The following is a 26,893-nucleotide window of genomic DNA, read 5'->3' as shown; positions in this document are numbered from 1 at the left end:
ACCTCAAGCCCTACTCAGATATCAACAACCGCAACGACAACAAAGAAGGTGTCAACAATAAACACGACGCGCCTGCAACCACAGACAACAACCAGCCAACGAACAGAATCCACAACAGAACCAAAGACAACCAGCATAACGCAATCTACAACAGAGCCGGAAACAACTTTTAGAACTCCATCTACGACAGAACCAGAGACAACTATCACAACCCAGTCCACGACTGAGCAAACGACTAGTACGACCCAATCCACAACTGAACCAGAAACAACCCCCTCGACAACCGAGCAACCAACAACCAGCACCAAACGAACAACTACAACGGTTGCTCACCGGGCACCGAACCACTCATCGACGAAGGGAGTGTTCGATGAACCAACGCGTGGACCGACGCCATTTAGTTCAGATGCAACTCTTATTGCATTCGAGGATCCATCCTGCCATAATTGTGTCTATTTTGAACAGAAAATATACCCAAAGCTCAAACGCAACCATATTGATTCAGGAGAGCTTTCATTCGTATTACGAACGATCCCCGTCGTCGAGAAGTGGGGAGCCCGCGCTATCTATGCACTTGAAGCGACCCACGCTCGGGATGAGCAAGCGTTCTGGGATCTGAAGGCATACTACTTCAGTAATCAAGATCAATTCAACACCGGAAACGTACTCTCGAAAACGAAATCTTTCATCGATTATAACACACGGTTGAATGGACGAGCCATCGTTCGCGACGCAAAATCAAAGGCATATAACAAACAGGTTCGAGAGGACCGTTCTGTGGCAAAGGCCGCAAACGTTCCTGGGACGCCGACGTTTTTCGCATTCAGATCTGAAGAGTACGTGACGAAAATCGTCGGGACGCAAAGTTACGGTATCTTTAAAAATATCCTTGGACTCTAAGAATAAGCGTGTTTGTTAGGTTTTGTTGTATTTGGCTATCCATATATGGGATTATCTATCCCTGAATGCTCTTTTACATATTTTATTACTTTGATAATGAACCTGTGCATCTGAGAATAAATTGCCACTTTGTGAAATGCGGTCGAATGTCACGCCGTGGTTAGCCTCACCGTATTCGTAATACTGCCAGGTGTAAATCAGTTCATGGCGAACGGTCGCACTGAATTGCTCCCAGCCGTGGTGCTCGAATGCATGCCATGCGAGCGAGATCGTCATCTCGTCCGTTGCAGGGTCGTACTTCGTCGCACCGGCCGACCGCTGTCGTCGGTGGGACACCTCCCACGCAATCGCCTCAACCGGCAACTCGGGGAAATGCGCAGCCGCGACGTCCGCCGCGTGCTGTTTCGCGCGGTCGAGCAGGGCGCGGTCAGTCGTCAGTGTATTTTCGCGTTCGGTCGCTGTATCCGAGCACTTGGTGAGCGTTCGCTAGGCGGCCACATCGGATAGCGTCATTTGGCGCGACATAAATGGAAGAGTGAGACGAGATTAGTTTGGCAGTTCTTTGCATCCCGTGCGCACGCACTCCCAGCACGGGAAGCCACCGAGGCCGTCACACTCGCACTCTGCCGTCTCACGCTCGTTCTCGTCCGTCTCGTCGTCGTCCAATGGGAACACCGTCAGGGTACCGTCGTCCCTCACGGTTTCGACGGCAGCCAGGTGCTTGCAGAACGCGGTGCGGTGGACGTGGTGCGGGCACGTGCAGGCAAGTGCATCGCCCGTCACGTCGTCCAGCGTGACGACATAGTGGTGTTCAGCGGGGTTCTCGTGGCTCTCATTGGTCACTTCGATCATTCCGGGGGCTTCGACATCGAAGCTGAAGTACTTCCGCTGCGCGCGTTTCTGTGCCGTCTCGTCACCTACAAATTCGCGAAGCGATTTCGTACCCAAGATCGTTCCATCATATTACAAAGACCAATATTTATTGGTGTGCGATGAGTGGGGGGTATGGAATGGCATTGATAGAGACGGAGGGTGTAAATGTCATACCGGAGTCAGAGCGCACGCGCGGATTCTGGCAGATATTTACCATCTGGGCAGGGTTCAGTATCGTCATCACAAACTTCCTCCTCGGATCACTAACAGTCGGCGCCGGACTCTGGACGGGTATCGTCGCCGTTATCGTCAGTATCCTCCTCATCGCGATCATCGTCTATTTCGGAACGTACATCGCCGCCGAAGAAGGAACAGCAGGAACCACCGCAATGAGGGCAGCATTTGGAATCAACGGACGCGCCATCCCCGCGCTGGCCACCGTATTAGCTACCGTCGGCTGGTTCGGCGTCCAAACTGGTATCGTGGCAGCGAGCGCAAAAAGTATTCTCACCAACTTCGGGATCAGCTTCCCATACATGTTCGCGATTCTTGCGCTTATCCTCGGATCCGTCATGGCCTCGGTTGCCATCTTCGGCTATCAGTGGATCGAAATCCTGAACAAAATCGCCGTACCAGTCATGACGATTCTGTTAGCGTTGGTAGTTTACCAGATCGTCACCCAGTACGGCCTCAACCTTTCGGGCGGTGGCGGAAGCGAGATGTCGTTCTGGGCTGCGCTCAACGTCTTCCCTGCGGCAACGGCGGCGTTCTTCATCGTTGCCATGGACTACGGCCGCTACGGATCGCCCACGAATCCAGACAAGCCGTCGTGGGGCGCGACACTCGCCTGGATCGTCTTCGGGATTGCACTCGCGATCATCGGCATCCTCGCGGCGATCGCCGCCGGTGACTGGAATCCCGTGAACATTATGGTCGAACTCGGCCTCGGCTGGGTCGGTCTTCTCTTACTAATCGCCGGCTCGTGGACGACAAACGTGACGAACGTCTACGTCGGCGGAATCGCACTCTCCCAACTCACAGGGATGAAACGTATCCAGATGACAATGCTCACCGGAGCGATCGGCACCGCGCTAGCAATCACGGGTATTTTCAGCTTCGGCGGGATCAACGCCTTCCTCGGAGCGCTCACGATTACACTCGTTCCGACGACCGGCGTACTGCTCGCCCACTACTATCTATTCGAACACGGCATCGATGAGCGCGCACTCTTCCAACGCGGCGGGAAGTATTGGTACCTACGGGGCTGGCATCCTGCCTCGGTCATCGCATGGGGCATCAGTGCGGTCTACGCGATCTGGGCGAACGGATGGATCCCCGGTCTCACGGGCGCTCCCTACCTCGTTCCAGCGCTCACTAGCGCCGTCGTCGCCGGCGCCATCTACTACGGTCTGAAAAATCCGGTCGAAAACTGGATCAACAACCGCTCGCCTACCGGTACCCGCACCGCCGATTGACCAACTAACGTCTCCTCTCTCGTTTCTTCTTTCTCATCTGTGCTATATGGAGTCTTGCCGGAGAGAACTAACCTCGTTTCGATCTTCTTCACTCAACTCTCTCTCTCTCGCGCGTTGTGTGATGAATATCTACCCCGCATCGCCGCTTCCCGGTTCGGACAGCCAGAGCAGGCATTCCTCCCACGATTACCGGTTCTTGTTTGGCACTGCAGCAGCGATGATCTTACAAGTCCACGGTTCCTTCGCTGGCAGCGGTTTCCCAGGCTGCACATAGCGTGAGTGCGTCCGCGACCTGCTCCGGTGCAGGGGGAACTGCATCAGGACAGGAATCAGTTTCGACAGCGTTGATGAACGCGTCGAACTGACGGTCGAGAATGGGACTTTGGACGCGTCCAAATACTTCCGCGTGGCGGTCGGCCGGCTCGCCAGCGTGCCAGTGGATGCCTTCGTACCCGTGGTGTGACGTTCGAAGGATCCCGTCCGTTCCAACTACCTCAACCTCCCAGTTCCCAAGCGGATCTCGGCAATCAGTCGTGTAGGTCATCGACATCTCTCCAATAGTGCCGTTTGCGAAGTAAACTGTCGCGGCGCCGAGATCGGGATGAGTGCTGTACGGTGTATTTACGTGAGAGAGCTCTCCCGAGAGCCGTTCTGGCGTGTCGTCGGCGAGCCAGAGGAGTGCGTCGGCAGTGTAGAATCCCATTGCGTAGATGCTTCCCGCTTCCTCGGGAGCGTGTTCGGCATTGGTCTCGATACCCGCTTCGGGAACTCGGTCATGTCGAATACTAGCACGGACGCTAACCACGTCGCCGACTGCTCCATTGTGAACGCGTCGTCCGAGGGTCGCGACAGCATCGTCGAACCGAGCCGGGCTCGTCGTCACGGCCGGAAGGTTCGCATCTACCGCTGCAGCACTGATTTCGGTAGCACCCTGGGGGCTGTTGGCGGCAGGCTTTGCTGTCAGTACTGGCGACCCGGCGTCGAGGACTGCACAGGCGTCGTCGGCGCGCCGGCGTGTTTTCGTAGTGACTACTGCGGCGTTGATGGATCCGGCTTCCAGTAGCTCGTCGACGTCGTGATAGAGCTGACAGTCGTACTCCGATGCAAACGATTCATCGGTCGGACAACCGAGCGACGTTCGCTGCTCGTCAGTCGTTTCTCCCGGGAATGCAGCAACGACCTCGCAATCGGGATGGCTCGCCGCTCGGTCTGCGTAGGCTGGCCCATAGAACGACGCAAGCCCGAGGATTGCAATGTTGAGTGTCATTGGATCGCCGCTACGCGATGACTTGCGCTGATGCCGATCGGATAGGATCGGAGTTGGAGTGTCGAATGGGTCGTTGTAGTTCTTAGTGATGCGTGGGTCCGATACCAGGACGAGTACTGGAGTAGCCGGTGAAACGGACGTGGTTTGGGTCGTGTTCGGTACGACTGTGGCATCGACTTGTGCCGGCTGGCAGTAGCTCTATCAGTAGAGTCTTCCTGGACAGTGAGTTGGTTCCAGGATCCTCGTTTGCGGTACTTCTCGGTGTCTGAGTAGCGACCGTTGGATTCCGCGTGTGTCATCGTAGCGTGTGGTATGGTACGACGAAGGTTGTAATGGTAGTTGGGTTCGTTTCGCGTGTCGGACGGAGCGACTACAAATTCATGACGACGAATCGGTATTTATGTGAATACATAACTGGTAGCAGATGCCACAGGAGAACATGGAATTCGGCATCTATCTGAACCAGTACGGTGACGACCGAGCAGATTTCGAGTTCGACGCAGCGTTCGAGCAGGCAGCGCTCATGGAAGACCTCGAATACAATATTGCCGCCGTGGGAGAACGACACTTCTACGAGGACGGGTTCTACGAACCGTTTACCTTCTTAGCGGCACTCGGCGGGCGCACAGACGCGCTAACGCTGATGACGAACATCCTCATTTTACCCGTCTATCATCCGATTCATCTCGCCGAGCGCATCACAGCCTTGGATCACCTCACGAACGGACGAACGGAATGGGGCGTATCGCTTGGCTACCGTGAGAGTGAATTAGTCAACTTCGGCGTAAAAATGGACAACCGTGTCGGTCGGTTCCTCGAATCAATCTCTGTCACGAAGCGACTCCTCGAAGGTGACCGATTCGACCACAACGGCAATCACTTTCAATTCAATGACGCGTTCATTCGCCCAGAGCCCGTACAGAACCCGTGTCCCCGATTCTGGGGTGGCGGCAACGCCGACATAGCAATCAAGCGTGCCGCATACCGCTGTGACGGCTTCACCGCGGCGGTAACCGAACCGGAACAACTTCGGAAAGACATCGAACGCTACTATGATGCCGTCGAGGAAGCCGGGAAAGACCCCAACGAAGCCGAGGTCACGATCATGGTCGACGGCTTCGTCGGCGAAACGACAGACGAAGCGTACAGCGCACTGGAACCGTACATGCTTGACCTCCATGAGAAGTACATCAAATGGGGGAATCCCGAATTCGACCGCCGTCCAACGTGGGAGGACATCGAAGACCAGATACTGGTCGGAACAGACGCGGAAGTCGCGGAAAAAGTCGAGGTCTACCGGGATATCGGCGTTGACAATCTTATCTTCCGAACGCAGTTCCCCGGAATGGAACAACAGCCCACCCTCGAGAGTATCCAACGGTTCGGCGAGGATGTCATGCCGGAATTCCAGTAATTGATAGTTCAGTCGACCGAACCGGATAACACCGCATCGCGCACCATCGACGCATCCGTCTCGACGGGAGCAGTCTCCAATTCGGATTCAGCTGGCTCTTTCAGCCCATGCCCGGTCACGAGTGCAACGACAGTCTCATCAGCAGCAATGCGATCCGCGGCGTGAATGCCGGCGACACTCGCCGCGCTCGCAGGCTCCGCGTACACACCCTCGGTCGCTGCGAGCCGGTCAGTTGCGTCGTAGATCACCATATCATCAAGCGCAACCGCATCCCCATCACTCTCGAGAACCGCCTGACGGGTCTGCTCCCCATCGGCGGCATAACCGTCCAGCGGATCAGCAATGGCGCCGACAGTTGTGGTGATCGGATCCGTCCACGGACGAACCGTCTCACCCTCCGCCATAGCGCGGGCAATGGGGTGGCAGCCTCGTGCTTGCACGCAGAGCATTCGCGGGATACTGTCGATAATTCCCGCAGCATGGAGTTCGACGAATCCGAAGTGTGTTCCGCCGAGCAAGGGACCTGCACCGACGGGAACGGTAACCCAGTCCGGTGCGTGCCCTAACTCTGCAACAAGTTCGAATGCGACGGTTCGGTTCGCACTAGCGACGAGTGCGTTTGCAGAATACACGGCGGTGGCGTTGAGCACTCGGTCGTCGCTCACCGTGTCGGCAAGTTGGAAGCAGTCGCTGAACGACCCGTCGACAGTGAAGATGTCGATACCGTGAGCGGCGACTTGTTCGAGCTTGGAGAGTGACGTTCCGTCAGGCACCAACACGACACATGGGACGCCGGCCCGAGCGGCGTACGCCGAGACGCTCGGCGCCGTATTGCCGGTGCTCGCGACGACAAGTCCCTCCCATGTCATCTCAGGATCGGTGACCGCCGACACGATGAGTGAACTGCCACGGTCCTTAAATGAGCATGTTGGGTTCAACGATTCTAGCTTGCCGTAGACAGATCCCGCGAGGGTCTGGCTTGTTTGATCGAATTTGACCAGAGCGGTCGTCCCTTCTCCCATCCGGAGGTCGGCCCCAAAGTCAGGGAGCGCGGCTTCTGGCTCGCCACTGACCGCTCGGCGGAGTGCAGTCAGGTCGTCCTCGATATAACGGACAAATCCACCGCACGTATCACACGTCGCCGCTGCGTCCGGCTCAGGGGTTCCGCAAGACTGACACCGAAAGGGCATGGTTAGGTGTACGCCTCGCCCTGTTCGGGATCGAACACATGAATCGCGTCCGGGCTCACGGTGATCGTGAGGTCGTCGTTCGGCGAGACCGACTTAATCACGTCTTCGTCGGCGGTCTTCATAATCAAATCCTCCTCGGTGCCCGCATCCAGATAGTACCAATTCGCATCGCCGAACGTTTCGACCATCGAGACTGAAGCGTCGAACGACGGCATCTCGGGCGCGCTGCCATTCGATGCGGGCCGTAGCTTGTTGGGACGCATCCCAATATGGACGTCTGGCGACGGGATGTTTTCGCGGTAGATCTCGTGATACGGTTCGGGAATCGCAAGCTGGAAGCCGCCCGTGTCGAGGTGTGGCTGCACCTCGTCGTCGACGTACGTCGCATCAAGGAGGTTCATGCTCGGTGTGCCAATGAAGTCAGCAACGAATTCGTTGTTTGGATCCTCGAACAGATCGATCGGGTCGCCGAACTGTTGAACCCGACCGTCGTTGAGCAGGAGAATCTCATCGGCGATCGACATGGCGTCCTCCTGATTGTGCGTTACGTGGACGAACGTGGTGCCGATTCGCTGCTGAATACGTGCGAGTTCGGTTCGCATTTCGATGCGGAGTTTCGCGTCCAACGAGGAGAGCGGTTCATCCAGCAGAATAACGTCCGGTTCGTGGACAAGACTTCGACCGAGCGCGACGCGCTGCTGTTGTCCGCCAGAGAGCGCTGCCGGTGACTGGTCGAGTTTATCCTCAATCTGGAGGATTTCCGCGATGCGCTCGACGTGTTTGGTTCGCTCGTCCTTCGGGACATCGTTCATCTTCAGCCCGAAAGCGATGTTCTCGCGGACAGTCTTGTGATCCCATAGCGCGAGATTTTGGAACACCATGCTAAGGTCGCGTTTGCGCGGTGGAAGATCGGTAACGATCTCGCCGTCGATGCTCACATCACCCATCGTCGGCGTTTCCAGGCCGGCGATCATCCGGAGCGTGGTCGATTTCCCACAGCCGGACGGCCCCAGAATCATCGTATAGGATCCTTCGGGGATGGTGATGTCAATGCTATCTACTGCGGTGAGGTTTCCGTATTCTTTCGTCAAATCGTAAAGTTGGATTTCGCCCATTGTTAGACCACTCCTGCACCTTTCGCGATGCCTTCGCCGAGATATTTCGCCATCAGCCAGAACAGGGCAAGCACGGGGAGCGTCGCGATGACGCTCACCGCCGCCAACAGCCCCCAACTGATGGAGTACGATCCAAGCAACTGCTGCAATGCAACCGGTACTGTATGGCTCGCCGAGTCAGTCATCAGCACGTACGCGAACATGTACTCGCCCCAGGACATGATGTAGGCGAACGTCCCGGCAGCGATGATACCGTGCATCGCCTGCGGGATCGTGATGTGGAAGAAGGCCCCGAACTGACTCGCGCCTTCGACGAGCGCTGCTTCTTCGAGTTCGCGCGGGATGTCTTCCAGGAATGCCTGGAGGATCCAGATGCAGAACGGCAGCGCCAGCATCGAGTGGACGAGGATGAGCGTGATCGGGTGGCCGAGCATTCCGAAGTCAGCGGCGAGTTGGTACATCGGCACCATGAGCGCGACGTGCGGGAACATGTACGTGAGCAACACCAGTTTCGCGGCTTGCTGGCGGCCAGGATACGTGAACCGAAGGATGCTGTACGCGCCAAGCAGCGCCACGGTGGTCGTCAACAGTGTCGTCCCGATAGCGACGACGAGGCTGTTCCAGACTGCACCGATGAACTCGATTTCGAGCGCGCGCTGATAGTGGTTGAGCGTGAACTGTGGCGGAATGAGGTTTACGCCACCGTAGATGACGTTCGTCGGCTCGAACGATGTTTTGAGCATCCAGTAGAAGGGAAACAGGAAGACGACGAGTACGATCGCGATCAGGAGGTATCGGATGGCTTCCGCAATGCGGCGGTAGGTGGAGTATCGCGAACTCACGCGAATTCACCTCCTTCTTTGAACTCTTCTTGCTGGAAGTAGAGCGCGACGAACACGACAAGCAGCAAGAATAGCACGACGCTGATGGCGGTTCCGCGTCCGATGCGCTGAGTGTTGAACGCGATCTCGTAGATGAACACGGGGAGAGTGGTGGTTCTGCCGACTGGCCCGCCGCTGGTCAACAGCCAGATGATATCGAAGATGTTGAACGTGAGGAGGAAGCCGAGAAGTCCGAGCACGGTCATGGAACTCTGTAGGTGGGGATAGGTGACGTGATAGAATTCGCTTAGCATCCCGGCACCCTCGATGCGTGCCGCCTCGTATTCCTCGGTCGGAATCGTTTGAAGAACCGCGAAGACGACGAGCGCGACCAGGGGCGTCCACCGCCACGTATTGATGAGCGTAACCGCCAGCAGCGCCAGTGATGGATCGTTCAAGGGGTTTACTGGTTGTGATAACACGCCGAGTTGGACGAGCCATTGGTTGAGCGGTCCGTACGTCATGTTGAGGATCCACCGCCACATGACGGCCGTTACCGCCGACGGAATGACGAACGGAATGAGCATGACGGTTCGAACGGCATTGCGTCCGAAAAAGTGGCGGTGAAGTAGCAGCGCGATGCCGATTCCCGCAACACCCTGGAGGACAAGATTACCGATCGTCCAGAAGAGGCTTTGTTTGAGCGCCGACCAGAACGTATTCGTTCCAAACAACCACTCGTAATGCGCGAACCACACGATTTCGCCGGCGGAATAGTTCGTGAAGCTAATGAAGACCGCGCTCAGGAACGGATACACGAGCGCGATAATGATGAGGAGGATTGCTGGAACGATGAGGCCCGCGCCGATGAGCGTTTGTCGGTCATACTCGTCGAGGTACTGACGGATCGTTTCAGAGCGAGTTGTTGTCGACATCGTCAGTTGAGCTTGTTACTTTTGTCCACCTGCAAGACGTTCTGGAGCCGGTTCTGTCCCCACGAGGCTGCATCCTTGGGGGATCGATCGTTCACGATGAGCTGCTGGGCGACCTCCCCCAGGACGTGTGAGCCCTCGAGCGTTCCAACGCTGGGGATGTACGTATTGTTCTTGACGTGGATGTCGCGGAATCCATAGAGCGATGCCTTGGGGAGCGCGTCGAACTGCGTTCTGACCATCTTCTCGTGTTTCTTGATGAGGTTGTGGTTCCAGAATTTCTTCGAGTTCTTCCCGGTCTTGGTGACGGGCAAGTACAGCGTCGGTTCCGTGTTCGCCAGCCATTCGCCGTACACACCCTCGCTGTGGAGGAATTTGACGAATTCTGCGATGGCGCTCTTTTTGTTCTCGTTGAACACCATGATATCGTTGACGTAGTGGACGCTTCCTTCCTGACCGTTCTTGGGATAGGGTTGCTCGATCGCCCCGAATTTCCCGGCGAGCCCTGTCTCTTCGAGACTGCGAACCCACGAGGAGAAGCCGTTCGTCGAGTAACTCGTCCCCTGTAGGAGCGAGCGTTCCCACTCGGCCCAGCCCCAGTTTGTTGCGCTCGGGGGGCTTGCCTGCTTGAACACTTTCTTGTAGAACTCCAGTGTTTCGACGGTCTCCGGGGTGTCGAACATGATCTTTCCCTGTGGCCCGTAGACGTACGCGCCGTTGTTGATCATCAGCGTGTAAAGGTTTTCGGTGGTCCAGAGGTTTTTCGCTGCTGGGAGCGTGATCCCATAGTGGTTGTCACCGCCAACCTTGGTCAATGCTTGTGACCACTGCTGCCAGTTTTTCGGCTTCCAAACGTTCGTCTCTCCGAGTGTGTCGGTCCGGAAATGATGGAGGAACACCATGTCCCACATTGGAATCCCCCACGTGCCGCCCTGGTACTGGAACGGTGTGATAGAGTTCTCGAACAGTCCGTGGTTCTTCTTGAGATCCTTGACGATGTCAGAGACGTCGACAAGGGCGCCACGGGACTGGAATGTCATTGTGAACGCTGGAAGCGAGAACATGAAGTCGGGCTCTTTGCCCGCTTCAAGTGCGCTCGTCAGTTTGCCGAACACGGAGTTCCAATTTTGGGGTTCAACTGTGACCTCGACCCTGTCCTGTTGCTGGTTAAACTTCTGCGTGTACTTCTCGAACTGTTTCTGCCGGTGGGGGACGCCTTCCTGGTGCCAGTACGTGAGTTCTGTGATCCCACTGCCGCCGTCACCGGTGCTGCCACTGCCGCCGTCATTGTTGTTTCCGAATCCGATGCAGCCGGCGAGACCGGCGGTTATGAGGCTCGAAGTGGCGATGAACGTGCGCCGTGACGTGCTCCTACTAGTATGGTTGTTACCCTCTGCCATGGCTGATCTATACAATTTCATTCCGCCAATTAATAGTTGTCGGATGGTTACCTTGAATAGACTCGGAAAAATATCGCAACCCCGCCACAACCCCAGCACCGCGCTATCTCGAATAGGGTTCAAGTGCGTTTGCGATCCACGTTAAGTTACGTTCTGGGAGGAGCCCATAGTTGTAAAAGGAGAGTCGGGGAGCGCCAGCATCCGCGAGACCGCGAACGATCTCACTGTTCGTCTCCTCGTCGTGAACAGCAGGGTGCCCAGGAAGGACTCCAGCGTGAATGCTCGCACCACCGGCGAGATCCGTCGCCGTTTGATACTGCTCAACAGCCGTGTCGCGAGAGGACTCATAGGCAACGACCGTATAATAGTCAACGAAGTCGGCGAGAGCGTCAAGATCGGCTCCGTGCATCCACGATCGCTCCACTCCGAAAAACCCGACGTAGTAGCCCAGTTCCGCATCCGTAACGGCGCTCTCTAGCAATCGGAACACCGACGTCAGAGTCGAAGTCCGAACATCGATATAGTCAGCGACCATTGGATGATCAGCTAGCCATTCTTTGACCGAGCGCTCCGAATCGAAGTTCCCGTCCGCGATTGCATCAATGGTCGTTCGACAGGTCTCTCGCGCACTCGCAACATCGATCCCTGCGTCCGCGGCGTTCGACCGGCAGTGATCACAGAAGCAGAGCCCGAACAAGAACTCGCCAAGCGCCCCAAGACGAGTGTGATACTTCTCGTGGTGCCAACCAAACCCCGTTCCATAGAAGTAATCGAACGTCTCCAGCTCGATGCGTTCGAACGGCGCACGCGAATCAAGATCCGCTACGAGGTTCCGAAGATACGCTTGCACTGCGGGGTTCGACGGACAAAGCCCGAACACGAGCGGATCGCCGTACGGGGATTCCAGCGTCAGATCTGGACGTTTCATTCCGAGCCGCGAATTATGACAGCCGACGGTCCAGGAGTTCAGCGACAAGTGAGTATCCTGTATCTGTTCGACGATCTGTTCTAGCCAGTCGTTGTCGCCCATTGTTTCGTTCGGGATTGGAGCAACGTCGTCATAGTCTTCACCAGGGTGGAAATAGGAACTGGCGTGCGCGAAGAACGTTCGTCGTTCAGGGTTATGTGGCAGGAACGTCTGCACCGAGTGGTAGTTCGTCGCGAGGTTGATTTCGGTCACCCCCATCGCACCGAGCTGGTCGGCGACGGTGTTGACACCCTCGTCAAGTAGATCCCAGGGATAGGCCCACATTGCGGCTTTCATGTCGGTCAGAGTATGCTGCGCGACGGACTTTATACTTTGGTACTCCATGGCAACCAGCTGGGGATAACAGTTATGCGCCCGACGATCCAGATTTCTTTCCATGGAGTTCGGTATCGACCTTGGCGGCATGTACGAGTCGCCGGCATACTATCTCGACCGCGCCGAGTCGGTCGAGGCTGCTGGCTTCGACACGCTCTGGTTCGGCGATCACATTCAACCATGGTTTCACACCGGCGGGCGAGCGCCGTTCGCTTGGTCGTGGATGCCAGCAGCGATGGAACGCACTGATTCCATTCCCGTTGGCGTCTTTGTCACTCCCCCGTTGTACCGCTATCATCCGCTCGTCATCGCGAACGCTGTCGCCACCATCGACGAACTCTACCCAGGGCGGTTCCTGTTCGGCGTCGGAACCGGCGAGCGAATGAACGAACACCCCTTCGTCGACGAGTGGCCATCGTGGGACGAACGGGGGGCGCGCCTCAAGGAAGCCATCGCTATTCTTCGCCAGTACTGGACTGAAGACGACTTCTTCGGCTTCGACGGCGACCAATTCTCGTTCGATCCAGTGTACCCATACGAGCAACCCGAGCAAGAGATTCCGGTATACGTCGCTGCCTCCGGGCCGAAGAGTGCACGCTTGGCTGCCGAGTACGGTGATCATATCATCACTATCGCAGGCGTCCCTAACGTCAAAGAACGCGTCATCGACACCTACCGCGAACACGGTGGCGACGGACAAGTCGTGATACAAACTGTCGGCGGATACGGCGACGCTGAACGCATCATCGATCGAGTGATGGAGTCGTTCGCCTCGACGCTCATCCCGGGGAACTTCGACGAAACGGATCCACGGGCACTCCAAGCGTCGACCGATCAGGTTTCCAGGGACGACGTCCGCGATGCGTTCCTCATTGCCGAGGAACCTGCGCACGTACTCGACTGGATGGATGAGCAAGCCGACCGTGGGGCCGATCACGTCGTGGTCACGGACGTCAGCTATGAACAAGACGAATTCTACCGTGTTGCAGCCGACGATATTCTCCCAGCACTGTAGCGTCGGACGACTCGGTCAGCTGCGTTACTATCCGGGGCTGTGACACGAGTTTACAAGTGACCGGGGGCCAGATTGGATGATATGCAGATAGAACGTGTAACGATCCACCAGTACGAAATCCCGCTCGAAGAACCCTTTGTGACGGCGCTCAAACCGATTCCGGAGCTCGAACGCGTCCTTGTTGAGGTCGAGACCGACGACGGAATCGTCGGGCTCGGCGAGGGTGCGCCCGCCTACGAGGTAACCGGTGAGACACAGGGATCCACCGCGGCGGTGCTCCAGGACGTACTGGCCCCACTGGTGCTCGAATCGAACCCGATCGCGATCGAGCGTCTCGTCAGTGAAATGCAAGCCCTGGTCGACGGCTCGCCTGCCGCTCATGCCGCGATCGAAATCGCACTCCAGGACATCCGCGGCAAACATGCTGGGATGCCGGTGTACAAGTTGCTCGGCGGCGACGCCGAATCGCCCTTTTTGGATGCACCGAAGGTATTGAGCATCAAAGCCCCCGACGAAATGGCGGCGGACGCCGAAGCAGCTGTCGAGGAGGGGTATAATCAGATCAAAATCAAGGTCGGAGGCGACCCAAGAACGGACATTGAACGGGTACTGACGATCGATGAACGCGTTCCGGATGACATGAGCCTCAAAGCTGACGCCAACCAGGGGTGGACTGATGCGAAGACGGCCGTCTCGGCACTGTCAGGGATGGCAGACCGTCTGGACGTCATCGAACAACCTGTTGCGAAAGAGAACGTCGACGACCTTGTTGCACTACGTGATCGCGTCGATATTCCAGTGATGCCCGACGAGAGCGTTGAAACGGCAAGCGACGCACTGGATTTGATAAAGCGCGGCGCCGGCGATATCTTCAACATCAAGTTGATGAAGACCGGGGGTATCACCGAGGCGATTCGACTCAACGCGGTCGCTGAAGCTGACACCCGGCCGGTTCAGATCGGCTCGATGGTCGAAGGACACGTCGGCACGGCCGCTGGCGTCCACTTCGCCGCGGCGTTCGAAAACGTAGTCTGGAACGAAATGGTCGGCCCGTTCATGACGACGTCAGGGATTACCAATCTTCGCACGGATCTGCCCCGCATTCACGCCGACGGCCCCGGACTTGGCGTGGATCTTGACCGCGACCGGCTGGCAGACCTACGGAGCAATCGGGAGGTCATCGAATGAGCAGCCAGGAACAGGCGGTGGTCGATTTGACGCGCGATCTCGTCGAGTGCGAGAGCGAGAATCCCCCCGGAAACGAGCACACAGTCGCCGAGTACCTCCGTACACGGCTGGAGAGTTCATCTGTCCCGTTCGAAGTGACCTCGTATGAGGTCGCCCCGAACCGTCCGAACGTCGTTGCACGAGTCGGCAACCCGGCGCACGGATCGGTACTCCTGACCGGGCATGTCGATGTTGTCCCGGCGAATGCTGAGGACTGGACTGGTGATCCCTACCTGCTGCGCGAGCAGAACGGCCGGATCGTCGGCCGTGGCACCGCGGACATGAAGGCAGCGCTGGCGGCGAAAATCCTCGCGACGGAGTCCTATTATGATGCAACTAACGACCCAGGCGAAGTGATTCTCGGATTCGTCGTCGACGAAGAAAATACCGGGATGGGAACGCGGGCGCTTGTCGATCGTGGGGTGGAGGCATACGCAGCGATCATTGGTGAACCGACCGAGCTCGAGGTGTGTGTTGCCCAGAAGGGTGTCGCACGATACAACGTGACTGTCCATGGTGAGAGCGGGCACTCCGGGCGGCCGGATGACGCCGTCGATGCGATTGCTGGACTTGGACAGGTGCTTGCGCGTATCGAGGCGTTCGACGATCGCCTTCGTGACGAAACCGCTCACGAATTCCTCGCTCCAGAGACAATCACCGTCACCAAAGTCGACGGTGGTATCGCCCCGAATGTAGTCGCTGATCATGCAACAGCGACTGTCGACTGGCGGATCCTCCCCGGCACGACGTCGGCCGAGACGTTTGACAACCGGCTGCGCGAACTACTCGCAGATATTACGGTTAACGGGCAAGCGATCGAGATTGAGTTCGAACGCACCGTGTTCGCTCGCGCGGCCGCGGTGCCAGCGGATCATGACCTCGTCCGGGCGATCCTCACTGCCGCTGACTCGGCCGGGGTCGCGGCGGATGCGGTTGGCTTTAATGCAGCGACCGATGCCCGGTTTCTCGTACACGATGCTGGAATTCCGACTGTCCTGTTCGGACCGGGGAGTATCCAGCACGACGCACATACTGTCAACGAGTCCATCAGCGTCAGAGACCTGCTATCGACGGTGGAGACGTATCAGGAAGCACTCGAACGACTTCTCTCCTGACGGGGTGATTGACGTCTCGATTCTCCCATTATGTTCTCGACGGCGGCGTGTACATCCCTGCAAGCGCGTCGGCCGCCTGATCGATGCTGTCCTGTCCGTCGCGGAGTCGTGGCAGTCCGTGGCCGGTGAAGAGCGCGTCGATTCCTCGTCCGACTAGATTCTCGATGTCGGTACGGTACGCAGCAAGTGATGAGCCGGGCGTATTGAGAAGACTGATCGATCCGTCCGGATACACTGCGTCGCCGATGAAGCACGCGGTCAGTCCGTCGACTTCCGTCAGGTACGCGACGTGGTCGCTTGCATGCCCGCGTATCTGGACGATGTCGAATTGTCGTCCGCCTAGTTCGAGTATCGATCCAGGAGTGGCCGTCTGATCCGGTGTGTAATGGCTGTACTCGTAGTCGTCGGGGTAGACAGAATCACGTTTGGCCGCCGTGATACCGAGTTCCGTTTCGGTTCCCTCCGTGAGCAGTGGGACGCTCGGGGTTGGCGCGACGACCGGGATGTCACGGTCTTGGAGTTCTGGACCGCCCTGTGCGTGGTCTGCGTGTGCGTGTGTGATGAGCGCACCGACGACATCGCCGAAGGTGTGTCGTGCGTTTTCAAGTATCAGCTCGGTGTCGCCGCCGCCGCCGGTGTCAATCAGGAGTGCTCCTTCTTGGGACTTTATTGCGTAGATGTTACAGTCGTAGGGATCCGTGAGTCGTGCATCGCCGGATCCAACGAGTGCGATGCTATCAGTGAGGCGCATACATAGCCTCATGACAGGGATCGCTTTGTAGTTACTGCCGTCGAGATCCAACATCAGAATTATTACTGTGGGTCGTCGTGTACTCAATAGAATGGTATCGCGACAAGCCACCGACGCCCCAGACGCCCGTCTCTCGAGCCGGGCCACATCGGTTGAACGGTCGTCGATTCGACTGATGTTCGACCTTGCGCAAGAATCCGATCGAGATGATCTCGTTCATCTTGAGATTGGCGAACCGGACTTCGATACGCCTGATCATATCATTGCCGCCGCGAGCGACGCTGCTACAGCCGGGAAAACGCATTATACATCGAATGCTGGACTGCTGGAGCTCCGTGAAGCCATTGCCGACGATATGGCGCAGGACGGGGTGACGGTGGATCCTCGATCGGAAATTCTCGTCACCACCGGCGCGATGGAAGCATTACACCTTGCGATGTTAACAGTCGTCTATCCCGGTGATGATGTAGTCGTTCCCACGCCGCTGTGGCCGAATTACCGAACGCAGGTGAAACTCGCTGATGCGACTCCGGTCGAGGTTCCTCTCCCGCCCGAGAAGGGATTTGAACTGGATCCGGATCCAATTATCGATGCGATGAGTGATGAGACGGCTGCCGTCGTATTAACCTCACCGTCGAATCCGACTGGACGCGTGTACGAGCGGGATGCAGTAACGGACGTCGTCAAGGCAGCAGTCGAACACGACACGTACGTCATCGCGGACGAAGTCTACAAAGGGTTGGTGTATGGCGATCAACCGACGGGGATCGCCGGTTACGTCGATGCGTCGGATCACGTGTTGACAGTATCGTCGTGTTCGAAGACATACGCGATGACGGGCTGGCGTCTTGGTTGGCTCGCCGGGCCAACGGCTATCGTTGAGGCGGCAACGAAGCTTCACGAGAGCACGACGGCATGTGCGCCGAGTATCTCACAGCACGCGGCTATTGCGGCGTTGACAGGGCCACAGGGCGACGTCGAGTCGATGCACGAAGCGTTCCGCAAACGCCGCAATTACGTGATCGACCGCCTCGATGAGATTCCTGGTGTCTCGTGCGCTACACCCGAAGGGGCGTTCTATGCGTTCGTCGATGTTTCATCGTTGGATGCCTCTTCGCTCGAGATTGCGAAGGAGCTCTTGTATGAATGGGGCGTCGTTACGACGCCTGGGTCTGGATTCGGTTCTGTTGGAGAAGGATTTCTTCGCTTGAGCTTCGCAAACGGACTCGAACGGCTCGAAGTTGGTCTCGATCGGTTCGAGGCGTTTGTCCGTGAGGGAGGTGTCAAGTGAGATGGTTCGCGTGACCATCCTCGGATGTGGGTTCATGGGCGAGAACCATATTCATGCTGTGAGCGATCACCCAACGTTCGAGCTTGCAAGTGTCGTCGATGTCGACAAGGAGCGGGCGGCGGCTATTGCTGACGAGTATGGTGCTGATCAGGCTTTAACTGATTACGAGACGGCGCTCGATGACGCTGATGCTGCGATCGTTGCCACGCCCGAGCAGTTGCATGCCGAGCAGGCGCACGCCACGTTGGATCGTGATCGCCACCTGTTGCTCGAGAAGCCGGTGACGGTCGAGCTCTCGTCGGCGTGGGAGCTCGCAGATCGAGCGGCCAAGAGCGACGTTACGACTGGTATAAGTTTTGTGCTCCGGTATGATCCGGGTTACAGCGGCGCCCATGATGCAGTTCGTGCTGATCGGGTTGGAGAGCCGGTGAGTGTGCGTGCGAAGCGGGGAATCACGATTGCGGAATCGCATCGGATCGGTGGCCGGGGGCATCCGGTCTACTACATGAACGTGCACGATATCGATGCGATGCGGTGGTGTATGGAGAGCGACGTTGAGAGTGTGCGTGCTGTTGAACGCCGTGGGGCGCTTGATGTCGATGTTCCCGATGCGATGCAGGCGCTTTTTGAATTCGAGAACGGTGGGATTGGCGTGCTTGAGGGGTATGGTGTCCTTCCTAACGAGACTCCGGGGCAGATCGACGCTGCATTTGAAGTTGTTGGGACGACTGGTCGCGCTGCGGTTGAAACACCTGGTACAACGTTAACGATCCACGGGGATCGATTTGACCGTCCAGATACTCGTCACTGGCCGGTGGTTAATGGGCGGATGGATGGGGCTGTTCGTCGTCAGATCGATCGGTTTGCTGCTGCTATCGAATCGGATGAAGAGATGCTCGCCACTATTGAGGATGGTGCGCACGCGCAAGCGATTGCGGCTGCGATGAAAGCCGCAGCCGAAACGGGTGACGAACAGTCGGTGGATCGTCCGTAATCGGGTTCGATTCCGGTTTCTTCCTCTAGAGTGGAGTCCATCGAGACTGACCTATACGGTGTCGATGATCATTATGATTCCAGCATTATTGGATACCGGCGAATTTTGTTTCGCTGTTTTATGTACCTTCTAATGATCCTGAAAGTCTAATCCATCGATGATGGTTTTCTCTACAACATTGCTGGATAGAAACAATGGGAAATTATTTCATGACCGGGCTGGTAGGGTGCATCATGGCCCAAGACACCGAAAAATCGTCCAAGAACCGGATACAAGCAGTTGTGAATGCATTCAACATCGTTGAATCACTCGAAGAGCTAGATGGGACGACTGTCTCAGAGCTCGCTGAACACAGGCAGATTCCGAATAGCACAGCCCATGTCTATCTGAAGACATTGAGCGAAAGTGGGTATGTGATCCAAAATGGCGACACGTACCGGCTCAGTCTGCGATTCCTCAAACACGGTGGCTACGCCCGCCATCAGCTCAATTGCTACCAAGCTGCCAAATCTCAGATAGACAAACTCTCGAACGAGACAGGAGAGGTAGTCGACATGGGAGTTGAAGAAAACGGCAAGCGAGTACTGCTCTACAAATCCGAGGGTCCCGAGGGTGTAACCCAGAAACCGACAACGGGCGAGTACACACACATGCACATGACGGCTCTCGGAAAAGCACTACTGGCGTGTCAGCCAGACGAGCGCGTCGAGGAAATCATCGATACCCACGGTCTTCCGCCTGCTACTGAGCACACCATCACCGACCGTGACGCCCTATTCGAAGAACTAGAGACGGTGCGCCAGCAGAATTTCTCCATTGAGGATCAAGAACGCCGAGATGGCATTCGTGCCATTGGAGTCCCGATTCGCGACGACCACAACCGAGCAATCGGTGCAATCTCTATCTCCGGTCCGATGAGCAAACTTACCAATGAACGAATTACGGAGGAGCTCCTCGGCCAGATGCGCGATGCAGTGAACATCATCGAAATTCAGACGAAAAACTACTAACTATCGAATATTTTAACCTGAGTAGTGGCCGACAGTCGGCAGGTTACTCACTATGGCCGTTACATTAGTAGTTTTGTAATCCATGTCTGCTTCTCATTTATTGGCTTAGATTTTCATATCGGAAAAATGGCTATGGAGTATTGCATCTATAATGCATAAATCGAACAATTCCAACACAAAGTGTGTTATATTATATTGACTACTAGACAAACTAGGTCTTTTTTCTGTGAATATTATTAAATCAAATGAAAAGTAGTAAATTGAACTAATTATTTAGTATATTTAGATTATTTTTTAGCCAAATTCTATAATAGACTCTCATATTCATATGGTATTTCGCAATATAGCGCCAGAAATTGGCTCTAAGCGGTAATAGAGGAACGAACCCTTATATCATATAATTGTTATGAATAGTATTGTATCAGTAGAGGGATGCCTGTGTCTAGAACGAATTGAAAGCATCTTCTTCATAGGTTCCTCGAACTTCTCTTTGGTACGTACGCATCTCCTCACGGTCAAACCATTCAATGGCAGCTCGTTCCTTAGTCTGCAACGACAGTTTCGGTGGTGATCGAGGCATGATCGCTCACCTCCAATCCCTGGACTTCTTCATTTGTGCCATAGAAGAGGAATTGCCCAGGGCTAGGTATGGAACGAATAGAGATCTCGTAGTCGTCGACAGAAGACCGCCATTCAACAATAGATGCGATTCGTTAGCGATCCCTACGATAGATACTGATCACGATACTACGAATTCTAATTCGTCCGTCTAGTAGAACTCAACGAATCATTAGCATCTCGAACCAGACGCTCCCGACGTCCTCATCAAAGCGAGTAGGGACAAGCGCAGGCACATCGAAGTCCGGTTCACGTTTGAGGAATATCTCATCGTCGTCCGCAGCAACCAATCCATCTTCCTCTACGAACCCCTATAAGATAACAGTAGGCACGACACAGGAGAACCTAGAGTGACGGCGTGAGCCTAGCGTCAGTACGCTCCATTCGGTCGGGGCACTATCCCAATGAGGGAGAGAAGATTCGCTGAGCAGCGCTGGGCTAGTATATTATACTAACGTCCGGTGGCGCACGCGGTTCGTCCGATGGGTAACGGAAAAGTGTGCGATTCGGCAATGGACGAAAACGGCATGTTCCCGATCAGAAACAGACGGCGGTGAGGGAGGAAGTAACTCCAGAATCTCCTCTTTGTTCCGCCCAACAGAGGGTGGGTGCTGGTAAATCGGTAATTGACCTCAACCTATTTCAAAACAGGATGTTATTGACGGCGGTTAGATCGATTATCCGAGTTCTGTCTGTTCAACCCCTAAATACCCAACCATTAATGAATCGACTGTCCATCCGAGCAGGACAAGGACGTTGAACCAGGTTTGTCTGTAGATTTTGCTCCCCGAACCGTCTGGTATTGAGTCAGTGGCGGTGACACCAGTCAAGTCGCCGACCGCCCGTAATAGCGTCTCGACGTTCATATATGGGGCGACACCAAGAACAAACGGAACCAACACGAAAATAGCGGTCTGCCATTGGGAAAAGAAAGGTTCGAGGCGCGTAAGGTGCGGCAGCAATATCGAGAGACAACATAACCTCATGAAGACACACAAGAGGTGGCGGTGCGCGAAAACTCTTTTATTGTCGCAAGAACTATTTAAACAAAACCTCGGTTACTGACTGTTGCCCTTCTCGACGCGAAGCGAGCCATCACAGTCACCGCAACTGGTATGATTCGGGGTTTTGAACCGTCTTCGAATGCTGATACCGGGGAACCCGACCACTACATCCCTCGCAAACGAGCCACCACTATGGCCCAGTGAAGCGTTCGCGGTACTGCGAGGTGTCAAAATCATCCGTCCAGCGGATGAATGTTCCATCGTGGTCAGCTTTGCCGTATTCGTGATACTGCTACGCATGGATCAGTTCGTGGCGAACGGTCGAACTGAATTGCTCCTAGCCCTGCGAGTCGTAGGCGTCCCAGCTGAGCGTGATCGTGATCGTGGTGGTCGCAGGGTCGTACTTGGTGACGCCTGCCTGCCGTTTCGCACGGTGCGACACGTCCCACTCAATCGCATCAACCGGCAGGTCGGGGAAATGCGCAGCCGCGACGTCCGCCGTATGTGCTTGCGCACGGTCGAGCAGATCCCGCTCAGTCATTGGTGTGTCGTCCGTGCGTTCGGTCGAACCAGCCGCGCTTTCGCTGAGCGTTCGCTGGGCGGCCACATCGGATAGCGTCGTTTGGCGTGACATAAATGAGAAGCGTGAGACGGTATTAGGCTGGCAGTTCCTTCCGACCCGTGCGCACGCACTCCCAGCACGGGAAGCCACCGAGACCGTCACAATCGCACTCCTCTGGTTCAGCATCGTCTTCACTCTCCTCCGGGGGGAAGGCATCAAGCGTCCGGTCATCAATCGCGTTTTCGACGGCGGCCATGTGTTTGCAGTAGGCGGTGCGGTGGACGTAGTACGGTAAGAAATCGAGTAAATGTACAAAGGTTATCTCGGTCCAAATTCGTTGGCTACTGCCTCAGCGTGCTCTGAGATTTCCGTCGAGAGTTGCTTATTAAGCATCGCCTTGTCATAATCTGCCACGTGTCTGCAGATGACATTTCGAAGACCGACACGCCCACCAGCCGTTCTCGGATCCGCACTCGTCTCATACTGGGCAGCTTCCTCTCCCTCATAGATAACCGTATAACGGCATGGGTTCGAGGTACCTATTGTCATTTCAACGGATAAGGATTCATCCAAATCAATAACGACCACTGTTACCACCGCACCTCATCGCCGACACCAAACTGTCCGGACTCAATAACGGACGCGTTGAGCCCGCCACGATGAACAAGGGCTTCAGAAAGTCCCTCCTCGCCGACCAACGACTGCATATAACCACATGGTTCACAGAGTTGAATCCCCTCACAGAGAACATCGCCGACGGTGAATGTTTGGCCCACAAGGTGATTGAGTGGTACATTTCGTGTCGTTACGTTTCGACGATGCGCACCCGACGGGATTTCGATACTTGTCTCTCGTTCAACCGCTGTCAGTGCCTCGGCTTCAATGAAAGTAACGTCACTTGCCTCCTTCACCTCTCGATTCGGATCCTCGTCAAGGAAGTTCCAGAGCCCGCGTTCCTCGAAGTACCGGTCGCCACGGAGTCCTCGTCCCGCAACTGCTTCCACGTCCGTTCGTGCCTGCATCGGATCACCACTGTCGGGAGCAATGTGAATCCTCTCGACTCGGCCGAGTTCCATACAGGTTCTTTGCGGGAGTGTATATTGTAGATTTCGAGGCGGGTGAAAATGTACATATTGGATGGACGGATGAGCCGGCGCTGCACCCTAACTCATTGCCTTCGTCTATCAGTGTACCACGCAACGGCCCTGAGGAAGCACACTTCCCTACTCTTACCTACTGGAACTCAAAAGATTCTAGCGAACGATTTGCCGGGCTAGAGGACGTTGTGTTGTTGAAGCGGTGGTTAGTTCGGCAGTTTCTTTCGTCCTGTCTGCACGCACGGCCAGCACGGGAACCCGTTGAGGCCGTCACAGTCACAATCTTCGGGTTCGGTCTCGTCTTCGTCCTCAGATGGGAAGGCATCAAGCGTCCCGTCGTCGGTTATGTTTTCGACGGCGGCCATGTGTTTGCAGTATACGTTGCGGTGAACGTGATGCGGACAGGTGCAGGCCATTAGTTCGCCGGTCACGTCGTCGATGGAGACGACGTAGTGGTGCTCTTTGGGGTTCTCATGGCTCTCGTTGGTGACTTCGACCATTCCGGGGGCATCGACGTCGTAGGAGAACTGTTCCCACTGTGCGCGTTTCTGTGCCGTCTCGATACTATTGGCTACCAAAGCAGATCATCCTCTTATCGTCCAGCGTCGCTTGCCAGAAATTTCATCGTCGCAGTTAGATTGCAGCACGGTGACGAGCCCATCGAACTTGCACGTGATCGCTCGACCGAGGCTCCGAACGACAAGACGATGAAGCAGCGACTGCGGTTGGTCAACGAGAAAGAGGTGGCCACAATCATACTGCTGAGCAGCGGTGAGTAGGCGATCAGTTTCGCGACCAACCATCCCAACGGCTGTGTAGTCGATGCCAAGCGGTTCGAGCGCTTGTCGCCCAAGCTTGAGGGCGTTTTGTCGACATGATTCTTCTGCCTGGCGTATACTGTACGTCGGAAGATGAGCGATCGGAGCGTACGCTCGCTGTCGCTCCATAAATTCACCCGTGGCCATTATGCTCACCAGTACGAGTTTACCACCCGTGCCGACGACGTACGTTCCTGCTTCACGAATGAGGCGCTGATCGATCTCGGTATCAGTGAGATGTACTAGTACATTTCGTGAACGATCGTCGATCGTAACTGTGTCGTCAAACGCCTCGACAGTGACTGTCGCCGGTGATTTGGCCATATACCATAATCACTTGGAAGCTCCATAATCGCGAGCCATACCCAGAGTGAAAGTGGTTTCGTCTCTCTTCAAGAGACAGTATATCGAACGGCAGAGCAGCTAATGAGCCACTTTCACCGACGATTTTCGGGGTGTGCTCCGAATATACTTCAACCCAACAAGGATCCTTCTGGAACTAGCGTGTTTCGACACGTCCGAGGGTACTGTTTTCCTGCCACGTACTATGTGATACTTGGTAATAAAGCTACCGAGGTACTACGTAGTGTATGGGTTTAAGATGGTAGATAGTGAACTAACGACTACAATGACAGACGAAAGAGATCGCGATACTCGTGGTCAATTTGCAGAGGAAACGACTGACGACGATATTCTGACGGTGATGCGCGAGTCAGAGTTCCCCGCTGTGACCGCCCGGTGGGTCGCAGATACGCTCGGTATTGAGCGACCCTCCGCGCATCGACGGCTCGAGGAGTTATATGATGATGGGAAAGTAGAACGTGGGAAATTGAGTCCGCGGGTGGTTATCTGGTGGATTCCAGGTGAATAGAGAAATTAGTGAATCCTCATAGTACGCAGTGTGCTTTGTGAAAGTAGACCAATTAGAGGACAGCAGGACAACCAATGAAACAGCCGCTCAACACCCACCAAAGAATACCGATGAAAATTGCGACGAGAATTACGAATAAGACTTTAAAGATCGCTAATAGTCTATAGTGTGGCTCTGGGTGTTGATTCTCGCTTTTCATCGTTCGTGATGCTGAAAAACAAGGACTGGTACAGTAAATACTTTCAGCGTTTTCGAACAGTCTCAAACCAGTGAAAACGTGGTCATGAGGAACAGAGCGAACGACATTAATTCCCAATAGTGAGACAAGAGCTATATCCATTGCTAATATTATGGACGTATGAGACGTGACTTCCACTCCACCGCAGCAATACTTCTCTTCACAACCCTCCTCGGTGCCTTCTGGTTCTTCGAGGTAGGAAGTGCGTTTGCTATTGATCGGGTTGTCAGAGGCTCGTGGGGATTATTTCCCGTCTGGTTCATCACAATCGGGAATTCACTCGGTGAACAAGTCACATACCACTTTATTCTGTTAGGAATATTCTCGTTTGCCCTCTCGCCCGTTCTTATCTTTGTTTTTGGATACTGGCTGGGCCACGGCTTCGACCTCATAGAGGAGTATCCAGAATTCTTCAAAGCGCTTCTGTTCATGAGAGGCAGTGGGCTCCTCATTGGCCGTGTCATCGCAGCTCTTGCCCTCTACTCTACCTTTGAGCAGGATTCGCAGGTTACATCCTAGTTGATTGGGAGTGTGGGATCGTTAGGCGAGTTGTATCTCCAGTTCATCTTAGTCTGTTTCGCTGGAGCCGCATTGCAGCAATTTCGACAGCAACGACGAGTACGCAGGACTGGTAGCTCAGACAGTGGAGCAGGGATCAGAGATTTAATTGTGTCATATCTTACTGCGTTCCGTTCGCGATCGCACTAAGAAGGATACTGTGCGTCCAGTCAATCTTCTCAACACGGGTCTGTCTGTAGATCGAATGCATTCGCTTGTTCGCCGTCTGGGGTCTGGTAAACAACCCGTATCGCCCCAAGAAAGGCCGTTTCTGAAGATAGTGTTATTTTGTATTTGAACGTGGCACCACCGCAGTCTACTTCATCTGGGGATCGTGAGTCTCCCCACTTGCTCGAAAGAACAATCGTAGCCCTGTCCTCGGTTTGGTTATACTCTAATGATCTTAGAACCATCTCGTGACAGCCGATCGGTGGACGAAACCACCCGGTCAATTCTGTTGTCTTCGTATCACAGTTGGTGGTAGCCGAGACTGATTCGTCTGGGGCTGGCATTTGGCCATCAACTACGACCAACTTCGCGGTAAGTCCATCCGCTTCTCCATTTGATGGCGGCGATTTCGATTACAAACCGCACACCGTACATGTCCTTATCGAACGCGATGGCCACCCAATCTACTGGGCTGATCATGAAACGACGGCCCGAACCAGTGCGAGCCTTGGGGGAGCGAGTATGCCGGGTGTCTGAGATGGCAAAGAAGGGAAGTATATCGTTCGTGCTCGGCTCAATGCTCGAACAAAGTGGCAGTCAATCGATCTCATCGAGTACGATAGCGAGATACTCGGGCTCTCGATTCACATTGGCGATACTGATACCGAAGAAGGGGCTCCACCGCGGCTTTCGATCTGGCACACAAGTAATGCACGTGCACGCTGTCAGGTGGAAACGACTATGAGTCACTGCCAAAGCGCTACATGAGTAGAATGTAAACTCCAACAAGGAGTAAATCGGTCACCTCCAACAAGGAGTAAATCGGTCAAGAACAACATTACCCAATGAATCGCGAAAAATTAGCG

30 protein-coding genes are annotated in these 26,893 nt (G+C 55.3%); 12 read left to right on the top strand and 18 right to left on the bottom strand.

The features are described 5' to 3' along the window. Positions 1-14: 14 nt before the first annotated feature. Positions 15-221: a hypothetical protein gene (locus tag LIW51_RS33885; protein ID WP_227380408.1), complete on the bottom strand. Its 207-nt coding sequence runs from the start codon at positions 219-221 to the stop codon at positions 15-17. A gap of 142 nt (positions 222-363) precedes the next feature. On the opposite strand from LIW51_RS33885, the gene LIW51_RS33880 reads away from it, so the two are divergent. Further along, positions 364-900 (top strand): DsbA family protein, encoded by a 537-nt coding sequence (locus LIW51_RS33880; RefSeq protein WP_227380407.1) that lies wholly within the window; start codon positions 364-366, stop codon positions 898-900. 51 nt (positions 901-951) lie between these two features. Here the strand turns inward: LIW51_RS33880 and LIW51_RS33875 are convergent, their stop codons facing one another. Then, a complete protein-coding gene (locus LIW51_RS33875) occupies positions 952-1,236 on the bottom strand; it encodes a SprT-like domain-containing protein (RefSeq protein ID WP_255767730.1) in 285 nt (94 codons plus the stop codon). Between the two features lie 36 nt (positions 1,237-1,272). Between LIW51_RS33875 and LIW51_RS38875 the strand changes: the two genes are divergently transcribed. Continuing rightward, the gene (locus LIW51_RS38875; RefSeq protein ID WP_255767718.1) at positions 1,273-1,407 is read left to right on the top strand and encodes a hypothetical protein; all 135 of its coding nucleotides are present in this window, start codon (positions 1,273-1,275) and stop codon (positions 1,405-1,407) included. Positions 1,408-1,446: 39 nt separating this feature from the next. Here the strand turns inward: LIW51_RS38875 and LIW51_RS33870 are convergent, their stop codons facing one another. Beyond that, complete coding sequence (locus tag LIW51_RS33870) at positions 1,447-1,848, bottom strand: SWIM zinc finger family protein (protein WP_227380405.1); 402 nt, start codon at positions 1,846-1,848, stop codon at positions 1,447-1,449. 62 nt (positions 1,849-1,910) lie between these two features. Between LIW51_RS33870 and LIW51_RS33865 the strand changes: the two genes are divergently transcribed. Continuing rightward, entirely contained in the window at positions 1,911-3,248 is a 1,338-nt protein-coding gene (locus LIW51_RS33865; protein WP_227380404.1) for a purine-cytosine permease family protein, read from the top strand. Between the two features lie 223 nt (positions 3,249-3,471). Here the strand turns inward: LIW51_RS33865 and LIW51_RS33860 are convergent, their stop codons facing one another. After that, complete coding sequence (locus LIW51_RS33860) at positions 3,472-4,515, bottom strand: Gfo/Idh/MocA family protein (RefSeq protein ID WP_227380403.1); 1,044 nt, start codon at positions 4,513-4,515, stop codon at positions 3,472-3,474. Between the two features lie 424 nt (positions 4,516-4,939). Between LIW51_RS33860 and LIW51_RS33855 the strand changes: the two genes are divergently transcribed. Then, positions 4,940-5,929 carry an LLM class flavin-dependent oxidoreductase gene (locus LIW51_RS33855; protein WP_227380402.1) on the top strand — a complete coding sequence of 330 codons (990 nt, stop codon included), beginning with the start codon at positions 4,940-4,942 and terminating at the stop codon, positions 5,927-5,929. An 8-nt stretch (positions 5,930-5,937) separates the two neighbouring features. Here LIW51_RS33855 and thrC read toward each other — a convergent pair whose 3' ends face one another. The 6 genes from thrC to LIW51_RS33825 form a co-directional block, all read right to left on the bottom strand. Next, positions 5,938-7,119 (bottom strand): threonine synthase, encoded by a 1,182-nt coding sequence (gene thrC, locus LIW51_RS33850; protein WP_227380401.1) that lies wholly within the window; start codon positions 7,117-7,119, stop codon positions 5,938-5,940. A gap of 2 nt (positions 7,120-7,121) precedes the next feature. Then, positions 7,122-8,234 (bottom strand): ABC transporter ATP-binding protein, encoded by a 1,113-nt coding sequence (locus LIW51_RS33845; protein WP_227380400.1) that lies wholly within the window; start codon positions 8,232-8,234, stop codon positions 7,122-7,124. 2 nt (positions 8,235-8,236) lie between these two features. Further along, a complete protein-coding gene (locus LIW51_RS33840) occupies positions 8,237-9,076 on the bottom strand; it encodes a carbohydrate ABC transporter permease (RefSeq protein WP_227380399.1) in 840 nt (279 codons plus the stop codon). Continuing rightward, a complete protein-coding gene (locus LIW51_RS33835; protein WP_227380398.1) occupies positions 9,073-9,990 on the bottom strand; it encodes a carbohydrate ABC transporter permease in 918 nt (305 codons plus the stop codon). Before LIW51_RS33835 ends, LIW51_RS33840 begins: the two co-directional genes overlap by 4 nt. Before the next feature lie 2 nt (positions 9,991-9,992). Then, positions 9,993-11,387: an ABC transporter substrate-binding protein gene (locus tag LIW51_RS33830; RefSeq protein WP_227380397.1), complete on the bottom strand. Its 1,395-nt coding sequence runs from the start codon at positions 11,385-11,387 to the stop codon at positions 9,993-9,995. A 103-nt stretch (positions 11,388-11,490) separates the two neighbouring features. Continuing rightward, positions 11,491-12,651, bottom strand: coding sequence for a hypothetical protein (locus LIW51_RS33825; RefSeq protein WP_227380533.1), 1,161 nt, complete (start codon positions 12,649-12,651; stop codon positions 11,491-11,493). Positions 12,652-12,751: 100 nt separating this feature from the next. Between LIW51_RS33825 and LIW51_RS33820 the strand changes: the two genes are divergently transcribed. From LIW51_RS33820 to LIW51_RS33810, 3 genes are all read left to right on the top strand, one after another. Continuing rightward, a complete protein-coding gene (locus LIW51_RS33820) occupies positions 12,752-13,705 on the top strand; it encodes a TIGR03557 family F420-dependent LLM class oxidoreductase (protein WP_227380396.1) in 954 nt (317 codons plus the stop codon). Positions 13,706-13,786: 81 nt separating this feature from the next. Beyond that, positions 13,787-14,893 (top strand): mandelate racemase/muconate lactonizing enzyme family protein, encoded by a 1,107-nt coding sequence (locus LIW51_RS33815; RefSeq protein ID WP_227380395.1) that lies wholly within the window; start codon positions 13,787-13,789, stop codon positions 14,891-14,893. Beyond that, positions 14,890-16,047, top strand: a complete 1,158-nt coding sequence (locus LIW51_RS33810) for a M20 family metallopeptidase (RefSeq protein ID WP_227380394.1) — start codon at positions 14,890-14,892, stop codon at positions 16,045-16,047. The genes LIW51_RS33815 and LIW51_RS33810 overlap by 4 nt, the downstream gene beginning before the upstream one ends. 28 nt (positions 16,048-16,075) lie before the next feature. Here LIW51_RS33810 and LIW51_RS33805 read toward each other — a convergent pair whose 3' ends face one another. Next, a complete protein-coding gene (locus tag LIW51_RS33805; RefSeq protein ID WP_227380393.1) occupies positions 16,076-16,798 on the bottom strand; it encodes an MBL fold metallo-hydrolase in 723 nt (240 codons plus the stop codon). Between the two features lie 91 nt (positions 16,799-16,889). On the opposite strand from LIW51_RS33805, the gene LIW51_RS33800 reads away from it, so the two are divergent. From LIW51_RS33800 to LIW51_RS33790, 3 genes are all read left to right on the top strand, one after another. Continuing rightward, on the top strand, positions 16,890-18,089 hold the full coding sequence (locus LIW51_RS33800; protein WP_227380392.1) for a pyridoxal phosphate-dependent aminotransferase: 1,200 nt from the start codon (positions 16,890-16,892) through the stop codon (positions 18,087-18,089). A 1-nt stretch (position 18,090) separates the two neighbouring features. Beyond that, the gene (locus tag LIW51_RS33795; protein ID WP_227380391.1) at positions 18,091-19,083 is read left to right on the top strand and encodes a Gfo/Idh/MocA family protein; all 993 of its coding nucleotides are present in this window, start codon (positions 18,091-18,093) and stop codon (positions 19,081-19,083) included. Positions 19,084-19,316: 233 nt separating this feature from the next. Beyond that, positions 19,317-20,093, top strand: a complete 777-nt coding sequence (locus LIW51_RS33790) for an IclR family transcriptional regulator (protein WP_227380390.1) — start codon at positions 19,317-19,319, stop codon at positions 20,091-20,093. A gap of 779 nt (positions 20,094-20,872) precedes the next feature. Here LIW51_RS33790 and LIW51_RS38870 read toward each other — a convergent pair. The 7 genes from LIW51_RS38870 to LIW51_RS33760 all read right to left on the bottom strand — a co-directional run bounded on the left by LIW51_RS38870 (position 20,873) and on the right by LIW51_RS33760 (position 24,516). Continuing rightward, positions 20,873-21,001, bottom strand: coding sequence for a hypothetical protein (locus LIW51_RS38870; RefSeq protein WP_255767716.1), 129 nt, complete (start codon positions 20,999-21,001; stop codon positions 20,873-20,875). 387 nt (positions 21,002-21,388) lie between these two features. After that, the gene (locus LIW51_RS33785) at positions 21,389-21,577 is read right to left on the bottom strand and encodes a hypothetical protein (protein WP_227380389.1); all 189 of its coding nucleotides are present in this window, start codon (positions 21,575-21,577) and stop codon (positions 21,389-21,391) included. 475 nt (positions 21,578-22,052) lie between these two features. Then, positions 22,053-22,349: a hypothetical protein gene (locus LIW51_RS33780; RefSeq protein ID WP_227380388.1), complete on the bottom strand. Its 297-nt coding sequence runs from the start codon at positions 22,347-22,349 to the stop codon at positions 22,053-22,055. Positions 22,350-22,371: 22 nt separating this feature from the next. After that, positions 22,372-22,533, bottom strand: a complete 162-nt coding sequence (locus tag LIW51_RS33775; protein ID WP_227380387.1) for a hypothetical protein — start codon at positions 22,531-22,533, stop codon at positions 22,372-22,374. A 334-nt stretch (positions 22,534-22,867) separates the two neighbouring features. Then, positions 22,868-23,299, bottom strand: a complete 432-nt coding sequence (locus LIW51_RS33770; RefSeq protein WP_227380532.1) for an MOSC domain-containing protein — start codon at positions 23,297-23,299, stop codon at positions 22,868-22,870. A 281-nt stretch (positions 23,300-23,580) separates the two neighbouring features. Continuing rightward, complete coding sequence (locus LIW51_RS33765; RefSeq protein ID WP_227380386.1) at positions 23,581-23,952, bottom strand: SWIM zinc finger family protein; 372 nt, start codon at positions 23,950-23,952, stop codon at positions 23,581-23,583. A gap of 6 nt (positions 23,953-23,958) precedes the next feature. Next, positions 23,959-24,516, bottom strand: coding sequence for a hypothetical protein (locus tag LIW51_RS33760; protein ID WP_227380385.1), 558 nt, complete (start codon positions 24,514-24,516; stop codon positions 23,959-23,961). A gap of 304 nt (positions 24,517-24,820) precedes the next feature. Between LIW51_RS33760 and LIW51_RS33755 the strand changes: the two genes are divergently transcribed. Together LIW51_RS33755 and LIW51_RS33750 are read left to right on the top strand one after the other, a co-directional pair. Further along, positions 24,821-25,063, top strand: a complete 243-nt coding sequence (locus tag LIW51_RS33755; protein ID WP_227380384.1) for a putative DNA binding domain-containing protein — start codon at positions 24,821-24,823, stop codon at positions 25,061-25,063. 358 nt (positions 25,064-25,421) lie between these two features. Then, complete coding sequence (locus LIW51_RS33750) at positions 25,422-25,820, top strand: hypothetical protein (RefSeq protein ID WP_227380383.1); 399 nt, start codon at positions 25,422-25,424, stop codon at positions 25,818-25,820. Positions 25,821-26,893 lie beyond the last annotated feature (1,073 nt).

Source organism: Haladaptatus halobius, assembly GCF_020618475.1.
Classification (GTDB): Archaea; Halobacteriota; Halobacteria; order Halobacteriales; family Haladaptataceae; genus Haladaptatus; species Haladaptatus halobius.
Note: the sequence above shows the minus strand (reverse complement) of the source record. Positions and strands in the feature narration are given on the sequence as shown.